The following is an 18347-nucleotide window of genomic DNA, read 5'->3' on the forward strand; positions in this document are numbered from 1 at the left end:
CCTTCCGGTCGGTCTGTTGCCCTGTTGGACCGTGCCTAGCGTGCCAGATTGCCACACATCCTCAACCCAGAGTGCTGTGGATATAACACCAGCGCCAATCCTCACCGGGCTCATGGGAACGCATCACCGGGTGCCCCGAGGCGTGAAAATGTGCGGTGGCGTGCTGGTGGGGACTGGAATCGCAGCAGCTCACCCGGCCGCATTCCAGGCACATCCGCAAATGGGCCCAGACCTGCTCGCCCAGCGCGGCGCAGTCCTCGCAATGCCCGGGGGTCCGGGGTTCAGGATCGGGCCCGGTGGCGGCCACCAGCTCCGGACAGGGGCCCGGCCCCGGTGTCGACGCGGGCGCAGCAGATCCGCGCCGGAACAGCCGCTTCATACATGCCCTCTCAACGTGCCCGCTTAGGTGCCAGGACCACTCTCCGCACAGAATACGAAGGTGAACGTTTCACTGCTGGCAGTACTCACGGCCGCCCTCGTCCTGGCAGCGATTTCCCGGCGATTCGGGCTTCCCACCCCGTTGGTACTGGTCGTGGCGGGTTTGGCGGCTACCGCCATCCCCGGCCTGCCGTCCATCGAGATGGACCCGGACCTGGTGCTGTTCGTGATTCTGCCGCCGCTGCTCTACACCACGGCGCTGGAGAGCTCCTACGTGAACCTGCGCAAGAACGTGCGGGCGGTCAGCAGCCTGGCCGTGGTGCTTCCGCTGGTCACCACGGTCGCGGTGGGCTTCGTGGCGTTCTATGCGGTTCCCGAGCTGCCGCTGGCCGGCGCGATGGTGCTCGGCGCCATCGTGGCACCGCCCGATGCGGTATCGGCCACCGCCATCGGCCGCCGCCTGGGCCTGCCGCGCAACATCATGACGCTGCTGGGCGGCGAGAGTCTGCTCAACGACGCCACCGCACTCACCGCATATCGGGTCGCGATCGCCGCGGCGATCGGGCTCGGCGCCACCGTGGCCGACGGGCTCAAGATCTTTGCGCTCGCGGCCGTCGGTGGGGTGCTCGTCGGGGTTGTCATCGGGAAATTGGTCAACATCATCCGCTGCAAGCTCGACGATCCGCTGTCCGAGAGCGCCATCGGCCTGGTGGTGCCGTTCTTCGCCTACCTGCTCGCTGAGGAGATACACGGCTCCGGCGTGATCGCGGTGGTGGTCGCCGGCCTGATGCTGGGGCACCGCTCGGTCCATGCCGGATACGCCACCCGGCTACAGGACGATGCGGTGTGGAAGGCCGTGCAGCTGCTGCTCGAGTCCTTCGCGTTCCTGCTCATCGGGTTGCAGCTGCCCAAGGTCATCGAGGGACTACGCGGCCTGTCGTTCCAGACCATCCTGCTGTCGTCGATCGCGGTGCTGGCCACCGTCATCGTGGTGCGCATCGTGTTCGTCTTCGCATTCGCCTATATGCGTCCGCCCGGCCAACGCCCGTCGGCACGTGGGGTCTTTGTGGTGGCATGGGCCGGGATGCGCGGTGTGGTGTCGCTGGCGATGGCCTTCGCGGTGCCACTGTCCACCGTCACCGGCGAGCCGCTGCCCGGGCATCCGCACATCGTGTTCCTCACCTTTGTGGTGGTGGTGGGAACCCTTCTGCTGCACGGCCTTACGTTGCCGTGGGTGATCAGGGTGCTGGGCGTGCAGAGCGACGATGAACGCAAGGATGCCCTGGCCGAGGCCGCCGCCCAGGACAAGGCTGCCCGCGCGGCGGCCGATCGTCTCGAGGAACTCCTGGATGACAACGACGGCATCGAGGACACCAACGTGCGCAGCCGGGCCGCGGAGATCCTGCGGCACTGGAACACCCGGCGCCGCAACGCGGCCTGGGAGCGACTCGGACGCAGCGATGAGGATGCCGGTGAGAGCCCGATGGCCGCGTTCCGGAACCTGCGCCTGGAGATGCTCGAGAAGGAGCGTGAAGTGTTCATCGCCGAACGCGATGCGGGCAATATCGACGACGAGGTGCTGCGCACCGTGTTGCGGGGGCTCGACCTCGAAGAGGCCACCATGAATCAGGCCGACAGGTAGCCCGTCACGGCTGGCCGGGCAGCAGCTGCACCATCAGCCCGTTGGCATCGGCCAGCACCGTCCCCTGTGCGTCATAGAGCTCCGCCGAGACGAACGCCTTGCGGCGATCCACCTCGTCGATGCGGCTGCTGGCCGTCAGGGGCACACCGACCGGCACCACCTGGCGGTAGTTGACGTGCAGGAAGGCCGTACGGCTGATGGTGCGGCCCGCCATGATCACCGTCATCCCGAAGAGATGATCGAACAACAGCGGCAGGATGCCGCCGTGTACGGCGCCATTACCGCCGAGGTAGAACCGCGGGAAGTCACCATGCGCCTCGATACCGTCCGGTCCGGCCTTGTCGATGAACCACGGCGGCAGCAATAGGTGCCCGTTGGCGGGCTCGTCGGCGACCCGATTGGCAGGTCCGACACCCTCGGGCGCCTGGTACGGGTCCATCAGCTCGACGAGCTTCTCGGTGAGATCGGCCGCCTCGTCCCAGCGCGGATCGTCCATATCGGCCGACACCGCGAGATCCTGCAGCCGCCGCATGGCGGTCAGGAACCGCCCGAATCCGGGCCCCACCGAGGACGGCGAGTACTGGGGAAAACCCCCGCCACGGATTTCACGGATGGCCCGATTCATCTCTTCATGCAGTGCGGCGAGTCTGTCCCCGTCGGCAGTCATGACTTCGAGAGTATGTCCCGCCGCACAATCGTCTGATCGCGGCCCGGCCCAACGCCGATGCATGACATCGGCGCACCGGCGAGCTCCTCGAGACGCAACACGTAGTCCTGCGCCTTGGCGGGCAGGTCGCTGAACTCGCGAGCCGTGGAAATGTCCTCCCACCAACCCGGAAGCTCTTCGTAAACCGGTGTGGCGCGGTAGATCTCGCTCTGGGTCATCGGCATTTCGTTGGTGCGCTTGCCATCCACCTCGTACCCGACACAGATCGGGACGGTCTGCAGACTCGACAGCACGTCCAGCTTGGTCAGGAAGTAGTCGGTGATGCCGTTGACCCGGGTGGCGTACCGGGCGATGACGGCGTCGAACCACCCGCAGCGCCGGGCGCGCCCGGTGGTGACGCCCACCTCGCCGCCCGTCTTGGCCAGGTAGGCGCCGTGTTCGTCGAACAGCTCGGTGGGGAACGGACCCGAACCGACGCGGGTGGTGTACGCCTTGAGAATCCCGAGCACGGTGGTGATCCGGGTGGGCCCGATACCGGACCCCACCGAAGCGCCGCCGGCCGTCGGATTCGAGGACGTCACAAAGGGATAGGTGCCGTGATCGACGTCGAGCAGCGTGCCCTGCGATCCCTCCAGTAGCACCGTCTCACCGCGTTCCAGCGCCTGGTTGAGCTCAAGACGCGCGTCGGCGATGCGATGCTTGAATCCCTCGGCCTGCTCCAGCACACCGTCGACAACCTGATCCGGGTCGAGCGCCTTGCGGTTGTAGATCTTGACCAGCACCTGGTTCTTGAATTCCAGTGCGGCATGAACCTTTTGGCGCAGAGATTCCTCGTCGAGAACATCGGCGACCCGGATCCCGATACGCGCTACCTTGTCCTGATAGCAGGGGCCGATACCGCGGCCGGTGGTGCCAATCTTCTTGGATCCCAGGTACCTTTCGGTCACCTTGTCGATCGCGACGTGGTACGGCATCAGCAGATGCGCGTCGGCGGACAAGATGAGACCCGAGGTGTCGATACCCCGCTGCTCCAGACCCGCGAGCTCGGTCAAGAGCACGCCCGGATCGACGACGACCCCGTTGCCGATGACGTTCGTCACCCCCGGAGTGAGGATCCCCGACGGGATGAGGTGCAAGGCGAAGTTCTCTCCGTTGGGTAACACCACGGTGTGTCCGGCGTTGTTACCGCCCTGGTAGCGGACTACCCATTGAACCGAGCCACCGAGCAGGTCGGTTGCCTTGCCTTTCCCCTCGTCGCCCCACTGGGCGCCGATCAGGACTATTGCCGGCATGTGCGTTCTCTGCGCTTCCCTGTTGGCAGCCCCCACCGCGGGCCATCGCGGCGCAACGCTGCGCGTGCAAAATGTTGTTCAGCCGGTGAGCCACTGTATCGCAGGCCACGGGCTTTGTACGTATTCGGACCGACGAAGGAGGTCGCTGGTGAGTACCCCGAGCGTCACCGAAACGGCGGCGGCGCGGGTTTTGCTGTTCGGCACCCGCCGACTGCCCCGCATTCTGCGTGACCTCCCCGTGGACCGGGTCGAGGGATCCGACGCGGTGCGCACACTCCTGGATGCGCTTCCGGACGGCACGCTCCGGCTCATCGTGGTCGGCGGAGACGGTGATCTGGGGCAGGTGCTGACCCGGCTGATGCGCGCCGAAAGACTGGACGTGGAGTTGGGTTTCGTGCCAGATCGCCGTTCACGCGCACGCCGGACCTATCGGATCGGGATCGGCGCGGCCCGCCGGGCCCGCACGGGCCGCGCGCACCGGGTGCCACTCATCCGGGACGACACCGGCACCGCCCTCGCCGGGCGCGCCTCATGGCAGGGCACCGACGGCGAAGCGGTCACCGGCGAGGCCACAGTCGATGACACCCTGCTGTTCGAGGGCATGGCCGCCGTCGACATCGAACCCATCGAAGCGCTGCCGGGCCTGCGAGCCGGCGTCCGGGGCCGAGCACGCCTCCTGCCCCGCCGCTGGGTGACCGGACGGGCGGCTCAGCTGGGAACCGAAGGTGCCGTCGTGGTCCGTGACGGTGTCGCGGGCGCTCGTCCCGTCACCCGGTCCACGTTCTATCGGCACCAGCAGGGCTGGTTGCTCGTCCGGTAGCTTCGCACCGGTGAAGACCTCCCAGTCCGTCCGTCCCAGCCCGGTCTTTCTCGCGCTCGTCGCACTCACCGTTGCCGGGGCGGTACTCGCGTGGCTCGGCGGCAATTCCACCGAGCCGCTGGCCCGCGGCGGGGTATTCGTCTTCGTGTTCACCGGCTGGGTGGTGTCCCTGTGCCTGCACGAGTTCGGACACGCGTACACGGCTTGGCGTTTCGGCGACACCCAGGCACGCGGATACCTGACGTTGAACCCGCTGCAGTACACCGATCCCGTCCTCTCGATGGTGCTGCCGCTGGTGTTCATCGCGCTCGGCGGCATCGGGCTTCCCGGCGGCGCGGTGTACGTGCACACCGCCGGGATGACCAACCGGCAGCGCACCCAGGTGAGCCTGGCCGGGCCGAGCGCCAATGCCGCACTCGCGGTGCTGATTCTGGGGACGACAGCGCTTTTCGCCGATCGCGACCATGTGGTGTTCTGGGCGGCGATGGCCTACCTCGGTTTCCTCCAGGTGACGGCGGTGGTGCTCAACCTGTTGCCCGTGCCGGGTTTGGACGGCTACGGCGCACTCGAGCCGCATTTGAGCCCGAAAACGCAACGCACGCTTGCCAATGCCAAGACGTTCGGATTCCTGATCCTGTTCGTGCTGTTGATGTCGCCGCCGATCAACAGGGCATTCTTCGATGCGGTCTACTGGATCGTCGCGTCATTGGGCGTCGACCCCGATCTGTCCCGTATCGGCGGCTGGCTGTTCCGCTTCTGGGGCAAGCTGCTCTAGCCGGAACCGACCGCTACCAGTTGGCGTGTTCCTCGCAATGCTCCTGCGCCTCAGGGGGTTCCACCTGGATGGTGGCATGAGGAAGACCACGCTCGGCCAGTACGGACCGTGCCGCCGCCAGCACCTGCGCTGCGTCGGCCGTGCTGGTCAGGTGCGCGGTGGCCATGTCCTTTCCGGGCACCAGGGTCCACACATGCAGGTCGTGCACGCTGCTCACGCCATCCACCGCCAGTAACGCGGCACGCAGCTCGTCGACGTCGATGTGCTTGGGCGAGGTCTCCGTCAGGATGCGCAGCGCGGCCCGCGCCAGCGAGAACGCGCGCGGCAGGATCCACAGCGAAATCAGGACACCGACCACAATGTCGGCGTATCGCCAGCCGGTGGTCAGGGTGATGATCGCCGCTACGAGTACCCCGACGCTGCCGACGGCATCGGCCAGCACCTCCATGTAGGCGCCGCGCACCGCGAGACTGCTTTCCGCGTGCGAGCGCAGCAGCCAGATCACCACGACATTGGCGGCCAGCCCGGCCAGCGCGACCACCATCATCGGCAGACCCGGCACTTCCGGGGGTGCGCCACCGGTGAGACGCTCCACCGCTTCGTACATGACGAACGCCGCGATGCCGGTGAGCAGCGCCGCGTTGACGATCGCGGTGAGCACCTCTGCCCGGTGCCATCCATAAGTCCGTGCCGCCGAGGTACTGCCGCGGCGCGCCAGCAGGATGGCGCTGAGCCCCATGATGAGCCCGACCAGATCGGTGAGCATGTGGCCCGCATCGGCCAGCAGGGCCAGCGAGTTGATCAGTAAGGCGACGACAAGCTCGAGTACGAAGAAGGAGCCGACGATGCCCAGCGAGACCCACATGCGTCCCACCCGGGCGTCGGCCGGATTGCCTACATGCCCGTGATCGTGACCGGCTCCCACTGTGACTCCTCTCGACCTCTCGAACTTATATGCAAAAGTTCGCATAGGCCAATGGGTCATTCCGCCCGCCGCGCTTCGCCGACACGCCGCGCGGTGGCGGATTCGTATCGCACATTGCCGCCACAAGACGGCGCGTCGACGTCAGGAAGTAAGTAGCGCGGGGCGAGCAGCCGGATCGCAGTCGTCGAGCAGATCGCAGCACCGCGCGAATTCGTGGCTCTCGCCGATCAGCTGGGCGGCGCGCGCCAGGGCGGCCACCGCACGCAGGAAGCCACGGTTGGGCTCATGCGAGTAGGGCACCGGCCCAAAGCCCTTCCATCCGTTCCGTCGCAACTGGTCCAGGCCCCGGTGATACCCGGTACGCGCGAATGCGTAGGCGGTGATGATGCTGCCGACCGAGCCGTCACCGTCCAGCGCGTTCTCCGCCAGTTCGGCCCAGGCGATCGATGCGGAGGGGTACGCCGCCGCGACCGCGGCAGGATCCCGGCCCTCGATCAGGGCCGACTCGGCCTCGGCGTCTCCGGGTAGCAGCACAGGCTCGGGACCCAGCAGATCATGCATTGGACTCATGCAGCCATTCTGACGCCAACCCGATCCCGCGATCGCGATAGGGTGGGCGCGGTCGATCGCGCCTGCGCGAAAGAGCGCTAAGCACGGATAAGGAACGAAACGCATGGCGAACCCCACCGGTGGAAATTCCGAGGCCAAGCCCGACTCACAGGGCGACGAGCCTGTGGACTCTGCCGAGCAGCCGGAAGGCGCCGCGCACACCCCGGAGATATCCGATACCGCCGATACCGGCCCGGTCCCCCCGCTCGACGATGCGCAGACCGTCGTGATGCCTCCGGCAAAACCGGACGTTCCGCGCTATACGGCACCGGGCTTCGATGCCAACAAGACCGAGATGATCGCGCCCGTCGGCGACGATCCGAAGACCGAGATGATCCAGCCACTGGCGACCCAGGCGCGCCCCAAGATCGCGACCCCGGAGACGATCGCACCACGCAAAGAAGAGAAGCGCAGCTGGGGCTGGGTGATCGCGCTGACACTCGTCGTCGCCGCGCTGGCCGCGGTAATCGTGCTCGCGGCCGTCATCATCTCGCGTACCAGCGCACCGAAGGCATCGCAAGAAGAGTTGGTACGCAACAGCATTCAGAACTACGACAACGCCATCCAGACCGGCAATCTGGCGGCGCTGCGCGCCATCACCTGCGGCGAGACCCGCGACGGCTACGTCCGCTACCCCGATGCCGAATGGTCCCAGACCTATCAGAAGGTGGCCGCCGCCAAGCAATACCCCGTGGTGGCCAGTATCGACGAGGTGGTGGTCAACGGCGAGCACGCCGAAGCCAACGTCACCTCTTTCATGGCGTTCGCACCGCAGACCCGCTCATCGCGCAGCTTCGATCTGCAGTTCCGCGACAAGGAATGGAAGATCTGCCAGTCCGACTAACTCCCGGAGCCCGAGGACGAGCCGCCGCCACCGGACGAGGACGAACCACCGGAAGACGAGGACGAGCTCGAACCGCCAGACGAGGTGGAGCCGCTAGGCGAACCGGCGCCCGTCTCACCCGCGCTGTCCCCACCTTCGCCACCAGACTGCTTCTTCGTCCCATGCGATGAGGTACCCGTGCGCGCAGATCCTGCCGGCGTGGACTTGTTGGCGCCACCATCACTGGCACGCGAGCCCGTAGCGTTGGTATGGGATCCGGTGTCGGATCCTGTCGTGGCGGAACCGTCGGCACCCGCACGACCGTCCTTGCCGAATGCACCGCCCTTGCCGCCTACCCCACCGGTCTTTGTGGTGCTCTTGGTGCCATCGCCGTTCGCATCGCCTCCGGCACCACCGCCACCGCCGTTGCCGATGACACCCGAACTTCCGCCGGTGCCGCCCTTTCCGCCCGTGGCCGGTCCGGTCTTCACGAGCCCGCTGGAGGTCTCGGCCTTGCCTCCGGCCCCTCCGCTGCCGCCATTGCCGACGACGGCGTGCGAACTCGCGCCATTGCCGCCATCGCCGCCAACCGCGCTGCCGCCCAGGCTCGACGAAGCACCGCCCACGCCACCGGAACCGCCATCACCGGTAAGACCACCCGAGGCTCCGCCGGTGCCACCGGTACCGCCCTTGGTCTCCCCATAGGTTGTCTTGGCCTCGCCACCGGCACCACCAGCGCCGCCGCTGCCCGCGACCAGGCCGCCGCTACCGCCGGCACCGCCATTGCCACCGGTTCCTGGTTCGGATGCCCTGGTATCAAACGAATTCGAGGTGCCACCCTGGCCGCCCGCGCCACCATTGCCGAGCATGCCCGCACTGCCACCGTCACCACCGGCACCGCCGGTCGACGTTCCGGTGAAGAAGTTACTGCCCTCTCCGCCCTTGCCACCGGCACCGCCGTCACCCGCCAGCGCACCACCCTTGCCACCGTTACCACCCGCACCGCCGACACCGGTCTTGCCATCGGCCGTCGCGGATGCGTCGCCGCCCTTACCGCCCGCACCGCCGGTGCCGATCAGACCGGCGTTACCGCCGTCGCCACCCTTCTGCCCGGGCAGTCCGTCACCGCCGGCGCCGCCGTTACCGAACAGCAGACCACCGTTACCGCCCTTTTGACCGGGTAAACCCTTGCCGCCGTTGCCGATCAGCAGACCGCCATCCTGGCCCAGGCCACCGTCACCGATGATCAGGCCGCCCGGTCCGAACAGCGGGCGCTGGGTGTACACACCGGCCGCGTTGGGTGAACCGTCACCGATGATCAACCCACCCGGTCCGAACAGCGGGCGTCCGCCGAACAGGTTCCATGCCGAGCCCCCGTTGCCGACATTGGTGGCTCCGCACTTGCCCGCCATCCCCGAAACGCAATCGGCATAAGCACGTTCGGCGATTGCCTTTTCCTCAGCCGACTTCGCGGACGCGAGCCGGTCCTTCGCAGCAGCGGCGGCGTAATCCGCAGCGGCCTTGTCAGCTGCCGCCTTGGCCGCCGCGTAGCCGTCGGCCTTCTGTTGTGCCGCCGCGAGTTCGTCAGCGGCCTTCTGCGCATCTGCTCGCGCCGCTGCCGCCTGGTCGGCGGCGGCCTTGGCGGCCGCCTCCGCGGCCGCCCGGTCTCCCGCGGCCGTCTGTGCGGCGGCCGTAGCCTGCGCGGCCAGCGCCTCGGCGGCCTGTGCCGCACGCTCGGCCTCATCGGCCTGTTCCGCGGCGATCCGAGCTGCGGTCTGTGCCTCGGCGACCTCGGGCGCCGGTGCCCCCGTGGTCAATGCGGTATCCAGGGCGGTCTGCGTGGCCGCTGCCTGTTTCGCGGTTTCGACGGCCTTGGCACGAGCAGCCGATGCGTCGGACACCGCACTGCCCGCCACGGCACCCGCACTCGCCGCGGCCGCGGTCTTGTCTGTCACCGCACGCTCAGCGGATGACTGCTGGGTGTCACGCGCCTGCGCCAGCTGCGCGGCCGCACCGACCTGGATCTCGGTGGATTGGACCTTCTGGTCCGCCTGAGCCGTCGGATCGGTCTGAGCCGCAGCCGCAGCCTCGGCGAAGATCGGGCGGCAGTCCGCGGCAATGATATTGAGGCGCTGCTTAGCTTCCTCCGCGGACTTGTCCATCGCCGCCCTGTCCGCGGCAGCCTTCTCGGCCGCCAACTTCTGGAACGCCGCCTGCCCCTCGGCCGCCTGGACCGCTGCCGCGTCGGAAGCACTTGCCGCCTCGAGAGTCGCAGCGGCAGCGCGATCCGCGGCAGCCTTGGCGGAGTCGGCTGCCGCCGCCTGTGCCGAAGCGTCCTTGTCCTTCAACGCCTGATCCGCCGCGGCGCGGTCACGATCAGCGGCAGCCTGAGCTTCGGCGAACACCTTGGCGGCGTTGGCAGCACGCTCGGCGGATGCGGCGGCGGCTTCCGCGGACCGCAGCGCGTCAGCCGCGGCCTTATCGACGGCAGCCTTGTCCACCCCTGCTTGAGTTGCCGCGTCGATGACGGCCTTCTGATCACCGACTGCCCGCTCGGCAGCAGCCTTCGCGGCGGCCGCCGCATCGGTCGCCGCCTGCACCGCATCCGCGGTCTGAGTGGCCTTGGCCGCCGCAGCGTCCTTGGCCGCCTGAGCATCCTGAGCGGCCTTGGCCGCATCTGCTAGTGCCTTGTCGGCAGCAGCCTTGGCTGCCTGAGCATCGGCCGCGGCCTTCGCGTCCTGGGCTGCCTTGTCGCCGGCATTCGTGGCGGCATCCGTGGCGGCCTTCGCCGCCGCGCTGGCATCCGCCAGGGCCTTGTCCGCAGCCGCCTTGGCCGCAGCAGCCGCGTCGGCCGATGTGGTGGCACCGGAAAGCTGTTGATCTGCAGCTTCTTTCGCCGCAGCGGCATCCTTGGCGGCCTGGTCCGCGCCCGCTAGCGCGCCATCGGTAGCGGACTTCGCCGCGGCGGCAGCATCGGCGGCAGCCTTGGCGGCGGCCGCATTCTGGTCAGCAGCGTCCTTGATACCGGCCGCATCGGAAGCTGCCTTTGCCGCATCGGCGGCCTTCTGATCGGCGGCACTCTTGGCGGCCGCGGCGTCGGCGGCAGCCTTGGCGGCATCTGCCGATGCCTGATTCGCCGCATCGGATGTCGACAGGGCGTCCTTGGCCGCTTGATCGGCCGCGGCCAAGGCCTGATCGGCGGCTGTCTTCGCGGCTTGCGCGGCCGCAGCAGCCTGCGCCGCCTGCCCGGCCTGTACACCCGCCGCATCCGACGCGGAAACCGCACCTTGAACAGCACTGTCCGCAGCTGCCAAGGCCCCGTCCGCTGCCGCCTGCGCCGCAGCGGCAGCATCGGAGGCCGACTTGGCCTCGGCCGCCTTCTGATCGGCAGCAGCCTTGGCCGCCAACGCATCCGATGCAACCTTGGCCGCGTCCGTTGCCTTCTGGTCGGCTGCCTCCTTTGCGGATGTCGCATCGACGGCGGCCTGGATGGCAAGAGCGGCCTTGTCCGCGGCATCCTGGGCCGCGGTGCCCGCGTCAGTCGCGCCCTTGTTTGCATCCGTCAGCGCCTGATCGGCACTGGCCTTCGCCGCAGCAGCCGCATCGGAGGCCGACTTGGCCTGCGCCGCCGCCTGATCCGCGGCGGCCTTGGCCGCGCCCGCATCCGAGACAGCCTTACCGGCGTCCGCGACCGCCTTGTCCGCCGCGGACTTGGCCACGCCCGCCGCGTCATCGGCGGCCTGCGCGGCTGCGGACTTGTCGGCGGCATCACTGGCAGCGGCAGCGGCGTCGGCGGCAGCCTTCGAAGTATCGGTGAACACCTTGTCGGCGGCTATCTTTGCCGCAGCGGCAGCATCGGCGGCGGCAGCCGCGTCAGTGGCCTTCTGGTCCGCAGCGGTGGTAGCGGCAGCGGCATCAGCGGCAGCCTTACCCGCATCGGCCAATGCCGTATCCGCCGCAGACTTGACCGCCGCAGCAGCATCGGCGGCTGTCTTGGCAGCGGTTGCCTTGTCGGCGGCGTCGTTGGCGCTGGTCGTCGCGTCGGTGGCGGTCTTACCCGCATCGGCCAATGCCGTATCCGCCGCAGACTTGACCGCTGCCGCCGCGTCGTCGGCAGCCTGTGCGGCGGTGGACTTGTCGGCGGCATCCCTGGCAGCGGCAGCGGCATCGAGAGCGGCCTTATCGGCGTCTGCCAATGCCCCGTCCGCAGCTGCCTTCGCCGCGGCAGCAGCATCCGATGCCGTACGCGCGTCGGCGGCCTTCTGATCGGCAGCCACCTTGGCAGCCGCCGCATCCGCCGCGGCCCTGTCCGCATCTGCCAGCACCCCCTCGGCTGCCGCCTTGTCCGTGGTGGCGGCATCCGCCGCGGCCTTGGCATCGGCCGCCTTCTGATCGGCAGCCACCTTGGCAGCCGCGGCGTCCGCCGCGGCCTTATCGGCATCCGTCAGCGCGGTATCCGCGGCGACCTTCACCGCCGCAGCCGTATCCGCGACCGTCTTGGCGGCGGCGGCCTTGTCGGCGGCATCGCTCGCGGCTGCTGCGGCGTCGCTGGCAGCCTTGGCGGCGTCGGTCAACGCCTTGTCCGCGTTGGTCTTCACCGTCGCCGCATCCGAGGCAGCCGTACCGGCTTCGGTGGCTTTCTGATCGGCGGCGGCCTTCGCAGCCGATGCATCGGAAGCGGCCCTATCCGCATCCGCCAGCGCGGTATCCTCGGCGGCCTTCACCGCAGCGGCAGCATCGGCAGCCGTCTTGGCATCAACAACCTGTTGGTCTGCCACGGTCTTGGCCGCAGCCGCATCAGAAGCGGCCTTACCCGCGTCCGCCAACGCCTTATCCGCGGTCACCTTCACCGCCGCAGCCGCATCCACGGCCGTCTGCGCCGCCGCAGCATTCTGATCCGCAACCGTCTTCGCCGCAGCCGCATCACCGGCAGCCTTGTTCGCATCGGCCAACGCAGTCTCGGCTGCTGTCTTGGCCGCGTCCTTGGCCGACTTATCGGCGTCGGCGGCGGCCTTGGCATCGGTGGCGTCGGTCAACGCCGTGGCGGCGGCCGCGGCCTTGGTCTGCGCATCACCCAATGCCGCGTCCGCCGTCGACTTGGCCGCAGCGGCGGCCTGTGCAGCGGCCTTGGCATCGGTGGCGTTTTGAGCAGCCGCGGAGGCCGCGTCTGCTGCGGCTGTGGCCGCCGTGGCAGCATTCGCCGAAGCCTGATCGGCGGCCGCCTTGGCGGCATCGGCATTGGTGACGGCGGTAGCAGCATCGGCAGCCGCTTGGTCCGCTGTGCTCTTGGCCGCAGCCGCGTCACTGGCGGCCTTGTTGGCATCGGCCAACGCCTTATCCGTGGTGACCTTCACCGCCGCAGCCGCATCCGCAGCCGTCTGCGCCGCCGCAGCATTCTGATCCGCAACCGTCTTGGCCGCCGCCGCATCACCGGCAGCCTTGTTCGCATCGGCCAACGCCTTATCCGTGGTGACCTTCACCGCCGCAGCCGCATCCGCAGCCGTCTGCGCCGCCGCAGCATTCTGATCCGCAACCGTCTTGGCCGCCGCCGCATCACCGGCAGCCTTGTTCGCATCCGCCAACGCCTTATCCGTCACCACCTTGGCCGCAGTGGTATCGGTGACAACTTGCTGAGCGTCTACGACCTTCTGATCGGCGAGGGTCTTGGCCGCCGCCGCATCACCGGCAGCCTTGTTGGCATCGGCCAACGCCTTATCCGTGGTGACCTTCACCGCCGCAGCCGCATCCGCAGCCGTCTGCGCCGCCGCAGCATTCTGATCCGCTACCGTCTTGGCCGCCGCCGCGGCAGCAGCGGCATTCGTCGCGTCGGTCAACGCCTGGTCGGTCACTACCTTGGCCGCAGCGGTGGTGGTGACGGCCTGCTTCGCGGTGCTGACCTGTTGCGCTGCGGCTGTGACGTTGTTGTTCGCGGTGTTCACGTTGGTCTGTGCAGTATTGCGCGCCGCGATCGCCGCGGGCTCCTGGCTGATGGCCGTCGCCGCCGCGGCATCGGCAACGGTCTTGGCGGCAGCGGCGTTATCGGCGGCGGTCTTAGCGGTCGCTTCGGTGGCCTGCGCCTGAGTCACTGCCGCATTGCCTGCCGTGAGCCGCTGCTGGGCTCCGGCCAGGAGGGTGCCCAGGGATGCCAGGTTGGCGGCGATACCGACGAGGTTGGTTGTGTAGTAGGTGACGTCTGCCTGCGCCTGATCGCGCTGCTGCTGCGCCGCAACCGTGGCTGCGTGAGCGTTTTGATAAGCGGTCTGCGTACTCTGGGCCGTCGCGGCCGCGGCGGTAGCGTCGTCCTTGGCCTTCTGGATGGCGTCGACGACCTTCTGTGCATCGCTTAACGCCTTGTCCGCATTCACCTTTGCGGCGTCGGCGTTCTGTTTGGCGGTGTTGGCCGCGGTCAGCGCTGCCTGAGCATCCGACACCGCCTGATTACTTGCGGTGGCATTGGTCTGCGCGGTCGTCAGCGCAGTATCGGCCGCCGTCTTGGCCGAAGCAGCATTAGCAGCAGCCTGATCCGCCGCAGCCTTGGCGGCATCCTTGGCAGCCTTATCAGCATTCGCCGCATCCGACGCCGTCTTGGCCTGCGCCGCCGCCTGATCCGCAGCAGTCTTGGCCGCGTCGGCGCTCTGTTTGGCGGTGTTGGCTGCGGTCAGCGCTGCCTGAGCGTCCGACACCGCCTGATTACTTGCGGTGGCATTGGTTTGCGCGGTCGTCAGCGCAGTATCGGCCGCCGTCTTGGCCGAAGCAGCATTAGCAGCAGCCTGATCCGCCGCGGCCTTGGCGGCATCCTTAGTGGCCTTATCCGCATTCGCCGCATCCGACGCCGTCTTGGCCTGCGCCGCCGCCTGATCCGCAGCAGTCTTCGCAGCCAACGCATCCGCCGCCACCTGATCAGCCGCCACCTTCGCAGCATCCTTAGTGGCCTTATCCGCATTCGCCGCATCCGACGCCGTCTTGGCCTGCGCCGCCGCCTGATCCGCAGCAGTCTTGGCCGCGGCGGCATTAGCGGCAGCCTGATCGGCCGCGGCCTTGGCGGCATCCTTAGCGGCCTTATCCGCATTCGCCGCATCCGAAACCGACTTGGCCTGCGCCGCCGCCTGATCCGCAGCAGTCTTGGCAGCCAACGCATCCGCCGAGGCCTGCGCCGCAGCGGCGTCTTTTTGATCGGCAAGGGTCTTGGCCGCGGCGGCATCTGAGGCCGCCCGGCCGGCATCGGCCAGCACACCATCGGCTACAGCCTTGGCAGCGGCGGCGTCACTCGCCGCCTTGCCCGCATCTATTGCCCGTTGGCCCGCCGCCACTGCGGCATCCGCAGCCGCTCGAGCTGCCGTATCTGCCTGTGCTGCGGCCTGATCCGCCGCGGTCTTAGCGGCATCCTTGGCCGCCTTGTCAGTATCGGCAGCTGTCTTGGCCTCGGTGGCATCGGCCAACGCTTGATTGCTTGCGGTGGCATTGGTCTGCGCGGTCGTCAGCGCAGTATCGGCCGCCGTCTTGGCCGAAGCAGCATTAGCAGCAGCCTGATCCGCCGCGGCCTTGGCGGCATCCTTAGCGGCCTTATCCGCATTCGCCGCATCCGAAACCGACTTGGCCTGCGCCGCCGCCCCATCCGCAGCAGTCTTGGCCGCGGCGGCATTAGCGGCAGCCTGATCGGCCGCGGCCTTGGCGGCATCCTTAGCGGCCTTATCCGCATTCGCCGCATCCGAAACCGACTTGGCCTGCGCCGCCGCCTGATCCGCAGCAGTCTTCGCAGCCAACGCATCTGCCGCCACCTGATCAGCCGCCACCTTCGCAGCATCCTTAGCAGCCTTATCCGCATTCGCCGCATCCGAAACCGACTTCGCCTGCGCCGCCGCCCCATCCGCAGCAGTCTTCGCAGCCAACGCATCCGCCGCCACCTGATCAGCCGCCACCTTCGCAGCGGTGGCCGCAGTCAAGGCGCTTTCGCTGGCGGCGACCCTGGCCTGTGCATCTGCCAGCGCGGTGTCGGCGGCAGTCTTGGCGGCATCCTTGGCCGCCTTATCGGCAGTGGCCGCATCCAACGCAGCCTTGGCATCCTGATACGCCTTATCCCCCACCGCAGCATGACTCTGCGCATTAGCAAAAGCCTGCTCCGCAGCCGTCTTCGCCCCCGCCGCATCCGCAGCCGCCCTGGCCGCATCCGCAGCCTTCGACGCCGCAACATCCTTGGCAGCAGCCGCATCCGACGCCGCCTTCGAGGCATCCGTCAACGCCGCTTCCGCGGCAGTCTTCGCCGCATCCTTGGCGGCCTTATCGGCATCGGCGGCGACCTGCGCGGCGTCCTTCGCTGCCTTGTCAGCGGCGGCCGCATCAGCGGCCGACTTCGCTTGTGTAGCCACCTGATCGGCAGTGGTCTTGGCCGCCAACGCATCTGCGGCAGCCTTATCGGCGGTGGCCTTGGCGGCAGCAGCATCAGCCGAGGCCGCGGCGGCGGCAGTGGCCTTGGTCTGCGCGTCCGTGGAGGCGGCATCCGCGGCGGTCTTGGCCGCCAACGCATCCGCAGCGACCCTGGCCGCATCCGCAGCCTTCGACGCGGCAACATCCTTGGCAGCGGCAGCATCGGTAGCGGCCCTCGAGGCATCCGCCAAGGCGACATCGGCGGCAGTCTTAGCCGCATCCTTGGCTGCCTTATCGGCATCGGCGGCGGCTTTCGCCGCGCTGGCGTCGGCCAGGGCCTTCTCACTGGCGGCAACCTTGCCCTGCGCATCCGTCACTACCGCATCAGCAGCTGTCTTGGCGGCCAACGCATCCGCCGAAGCCTTCGCGGCATCCGCGGCCTTGGACGCGGCAGTGTCTTTCGCGGCTGCGGCATCGGCGGCCGCCCTAGAGGCATCCGCCAGCGCGGCGTCTGCAGCGGTCTTCTGCGCCGCCGCGTCAATGGCCGCCTGCTGCGCCGCAGCCGCCTTTCCGGCCGCCTCGGTTGCCGCGGCGGCCGCTGCTTGCGCGACCCTGTCGGCCTCGGCGCGTGCCGCATCGGCGGCGGTCTTGGCGGCATCCTTGGCCGCCTTATCGGCATTCGCCGCATCCAACGCAGCCTTGGCATCCTGATACGCCTTATCCCCCACCGCAGCATGACTCTGCGCATCGGCAAAAGCCTGCTCCGCAGCCGTCTTCGCCGCCGCCGCATCCGCAGCAGCCCTGGCCGCATCCGCAGCCTTCGACGCCGCAACATCCTTGGCAGCAGCCGCATCCGACGCGATCTTGTCGGCGTTGGCGCGCTCGGTGTCGGCAGTGGTCTTGGCCGCCAAGGCATCTGCGGCGGCCTTGTCCGCCACCGCCTGGGCAGCGGTAGCGTCAGACAAGGCTTTGTCGTTGGCCGCGGCCTTGCTCTGCGCCTCGGCCAGCGCGGCGTCGGCAGCGGCCCTGGCCGCATCGGCAGCTCGCTGTGCGGCGCTGGCGGCGTCGAGCGCCGCCTTGGCATCTTGATACGCCTTGTCCCCCACCGCAGCATGACTCTGCGCATCGGCAAATGCCTGCTCCGCAGCGGCCTTCGCCGCATCGGCGGCCTGCTGCTGAGCTGCGGCGGCATCGGCGGCAGCCTTCGCATCCTGGTAGGCCTTCTCGTTGGCCGCCGCAGCCGCCTGCGCGGCGCTCTGATTGGCGGCCGCGGCTTCGAGAACCGCCTGTGCGTCCAGCGCCGCCCGCGCCGCATCGTCAGCGTCGTGGCGTGCCTGTTCGGCCGCGGCGGCGGCGGCCGCGGCCTGCGCTTGCTTTTCCGCGACCGCCGGATTGGCCGCGGCCTCGGCTGCCGCCTTATCTGCTTCGGCCTTGCGCAGTGCCGCGCGAGCGGCCGCATCGGCGGCGGCCTTGGCCATCAGGTCGGCCACTGCGGCGGCGCCGGCAGCGGTGTCCGCATAGCCCTGCGCTTCGGAGGTCGGGGCCGAATTTGGTGTCACGGCCACCGCGGGCAGGGATCCCGAGTACGCCGTCAGACTGGTGTCGCCGCTGAAGAGTAATCGCTGCTTCTCGATGAGCGACTTGGAGACCGAACTACTGCCACCCGCCAGAAGGACCGCTGTCGCAAATATTGCGAGGACAGTTTGGGATCGCGACGCCTGCATGACTGCCTCACTTGCCTGACCATCCGACACACGCCGATGTGAGCCGGTAACGGCGAGATTAGACGTCATGGCACAAAAATGCGCTGAGAATCAGAAAAGTAACCTGAGAAAATCTTAAACATGCATTTAAGAACGTATAAATGCCCGATTTAGTGAAACTTCAAGGAATTTGCTATTTACCTGACTCCCGAGTCAGGTAATGGACAATTGACAACCGTGTCTACTAAGGATGTAGTGCCGTAGCCACGCGACGCCCCACTGGGATTCGGCGTCCCAGAAATCTCCCGAAAACGAGCGCGCATAGCGAAATATGAACGGCGCGAACAGC

Annotated in this window: 10 protein-coding genes; 4 read left to right on the plus strand and 6 right to left on the minus strand. The window is 68.1% G+C overall.

Going from position 1 to position 18347, the window contains the following annotated elements; all coding sequences use genetic code 11:
• Positions 1-61: 61 nt before the first annotated feature.
• Positions 62-379, minus strand: coding sequence for a UBP-type zinc finger domain-containing protein (locus tag RHO23_RS18115; protein ID WP_081343238.1), 318 nt, complete (start codon positions 377-379; stop codon positions 62-64).
• A gap of 60 nt (positions 380-439) precedes the next feature.
• Here RHO23_RS18115 and RHO23_RS18120 point away from each other — a divergent pair, with 60 nt between their 5' ends.
• On the plus strand, positions 440-2020 hold the full coding sequence (locus RHO23_RS18120; protein WP_030096238.1) for a Na+/H+ antiporter: 1581 nt from the start codon (positions 440-442) through the stop codon (positions 2018-2020).
• A gap of 4 nt (positions 2021-2024) precedes the next feature.
• Here the strand turns inward: RHO23_RS18120 and RHO23_RS18125 are convergent, their stop codons facing one another.
• Both RHO23_RS18125 and RHO23_RS18130 read right to left on the minus strand, forming a co-directional pair.
• Positions 2025-2687, minus strand: a complete 663-nt coding sequence (locus tag RHO23_RS18125) for a PaaI family thioesterase (protein WP_030096237.1) — start codon at positions 2685-2687, stop codon at positions 2025-2027.
• Entirely contained in the window at positions 2684-3979 is a 1296-nt protein-coding gene (locus tag RHO23_RS18130; RefSeq protein ID WP_030096236.1) for an adenylosuccinate synthase, read from the minus strand. The genes RHO23_RS18125 and RHO23_RS18130 overlap by 4 nt, the downstream gene beginning before the upstream one ends.
• A 148-nt stretch (positions 3980-4127) precedes the next feature.
• Here RHO23_RS18130 and RHO23_RS18135 point away from each other — a divergent pair, with 148 nt between their 5' ends.
• Together RHO23_RS18135 and RHO23_RS18140 are read left to right on the plus strand one after the other, a co-directional pair.
• Positions 4128-4799: a diacylglycerol kinase family protein gene (locus RHO23_RS18135; protein ID WP_423488128.1), complete on the plus strand. Its 672-nt coding sequence runs from the start codon at positions 4128-4130 to the stop codon at positions 4797-4799.
• A 10-nt stretch (positions 4800-4809) separates the two neighbouring features.
• A complete protein-coding gene (locus RHO23_RS18140; RefSeq protein ID WP_046254975.1) occupies positions 4810-5574 on the plus strand; it encodes a site-2 protease family protein in 765 nt (254 codons plus the stop codon).
• Between the two features lie 13 nt (positions 5575-5587).
• Here RHO23_RS18140 and RHO23_RS18145 read toward each other — a convergent pair whose 3' ends face one another.
• Entirely contained in the window at positions 5588-6499 is a 912-nt protein-coding gene (locus RHO23_RS18145; RefSeq protein WP_046254976.1) for a cation diffusion facilitator family transporter, read from the minus strand.
• Positions 6500-6640: 141 nt separating this feature from the next.
• Positions 6641-7069, minus strand: a complete 429-nt coding sequence (locus tag RHO23_RS18150) for a DUF3151 domain-containing protein (protein ID WP_030096232.1) — start codon at positions 7067-7069, stop codon at positions 6641-6643.
• A gap of 103 nt (positions 7070-7172) precedes the next feature.
• Here RHO23_RS18150 and RHO23_RS18155 point away from each other — a divergent pair, with 103 nt between their 5' ends.
• On the plus strand, positions 7173-7952 hold the full coding sequence (locus RHO23_RS18155) for a hypothetical protein (RefSeq protein ID WP_030096231.1): 780 nt from the start codon (positions 7173-7175) through the stop codon (positions 7950-7952).
• On the opposite strand, the gene RHO23_RS18160 is transcribed toward RHO23_RS18155, so the two are convergent.
• A complete protein-coding gene (locus RHO23_RS18160; RefSeq protein ID WP_423488129.1) occupies positions 7949-18088 on the minus strand; it encodes a hypothetical protein in 10140 nt (3379 codons plus the stop codon). The genes RHO23_RS18155 and RHO23_RS18160 overlap by 4 nt on opposite strands.
• Positions 18089-18347 lie beyond the last annotated feature (259 nt).

Origin of the sequence: Mycobacteroides sp. PCS013 (assembly GCF_049532645.1) — a bacterium.
In the GTDB taxonomy this organism is placed as follows: domain Bacteria; phylum Actinomycetota; class Actinomycetes; order Mycobacteriales; family Mycobacteriaceae; genus Mycobacterium; species Mycobacterium gwanakae.

Excerpts from the sequence above, each read along its gene's own strand:
- RHO23_RS18115 (WP_081343238.1), bottom strand. The coding sequence starts at position 379 with ATGAAGCGGCTGTTCCGGCGCGGATCTGCTGCGCCCGCGTCGACACCG.
- RHO23_RS18125 (WP_030096237.1), bottom strand. The coding sequence starts at position 2,687 with ATGACTGCCGACGGGGACAGACTCGCCGCACTGCATGAAGAGATGAAT.
- RHO23_RS18130 (WP_030096236.1), bottom strand. The coding sequence starts at position 3,979 with ATGCCGGCAATAGTCCTGATCGGCGCCCAGTGGGGCGACGAGGGGAAA.
- RHO23_RS18150 (WP_030096232.1), bottom strand. The coding sequence starts at position 7,069 with ATGAGTCCAATGCATGATCTGCTGGGTCCCGAGCCTGTGCTGCTACCC.
- RHO23_RS18155 (WP_030096231.1), top strand. The coding sequence starts at position 7,173 with ATGGCGAACCCCACCGGTGGAAATTCCGAGGCCAAGCCCGACTCACAG.
- RHO23_RS18160 (WP_423488129.1), bottom strand. The coding sequence starts at position 18,088 with ATGACGTCTAATCTCGCCGTTACCGGCTCACATCGGCGTGTGTCGGAT.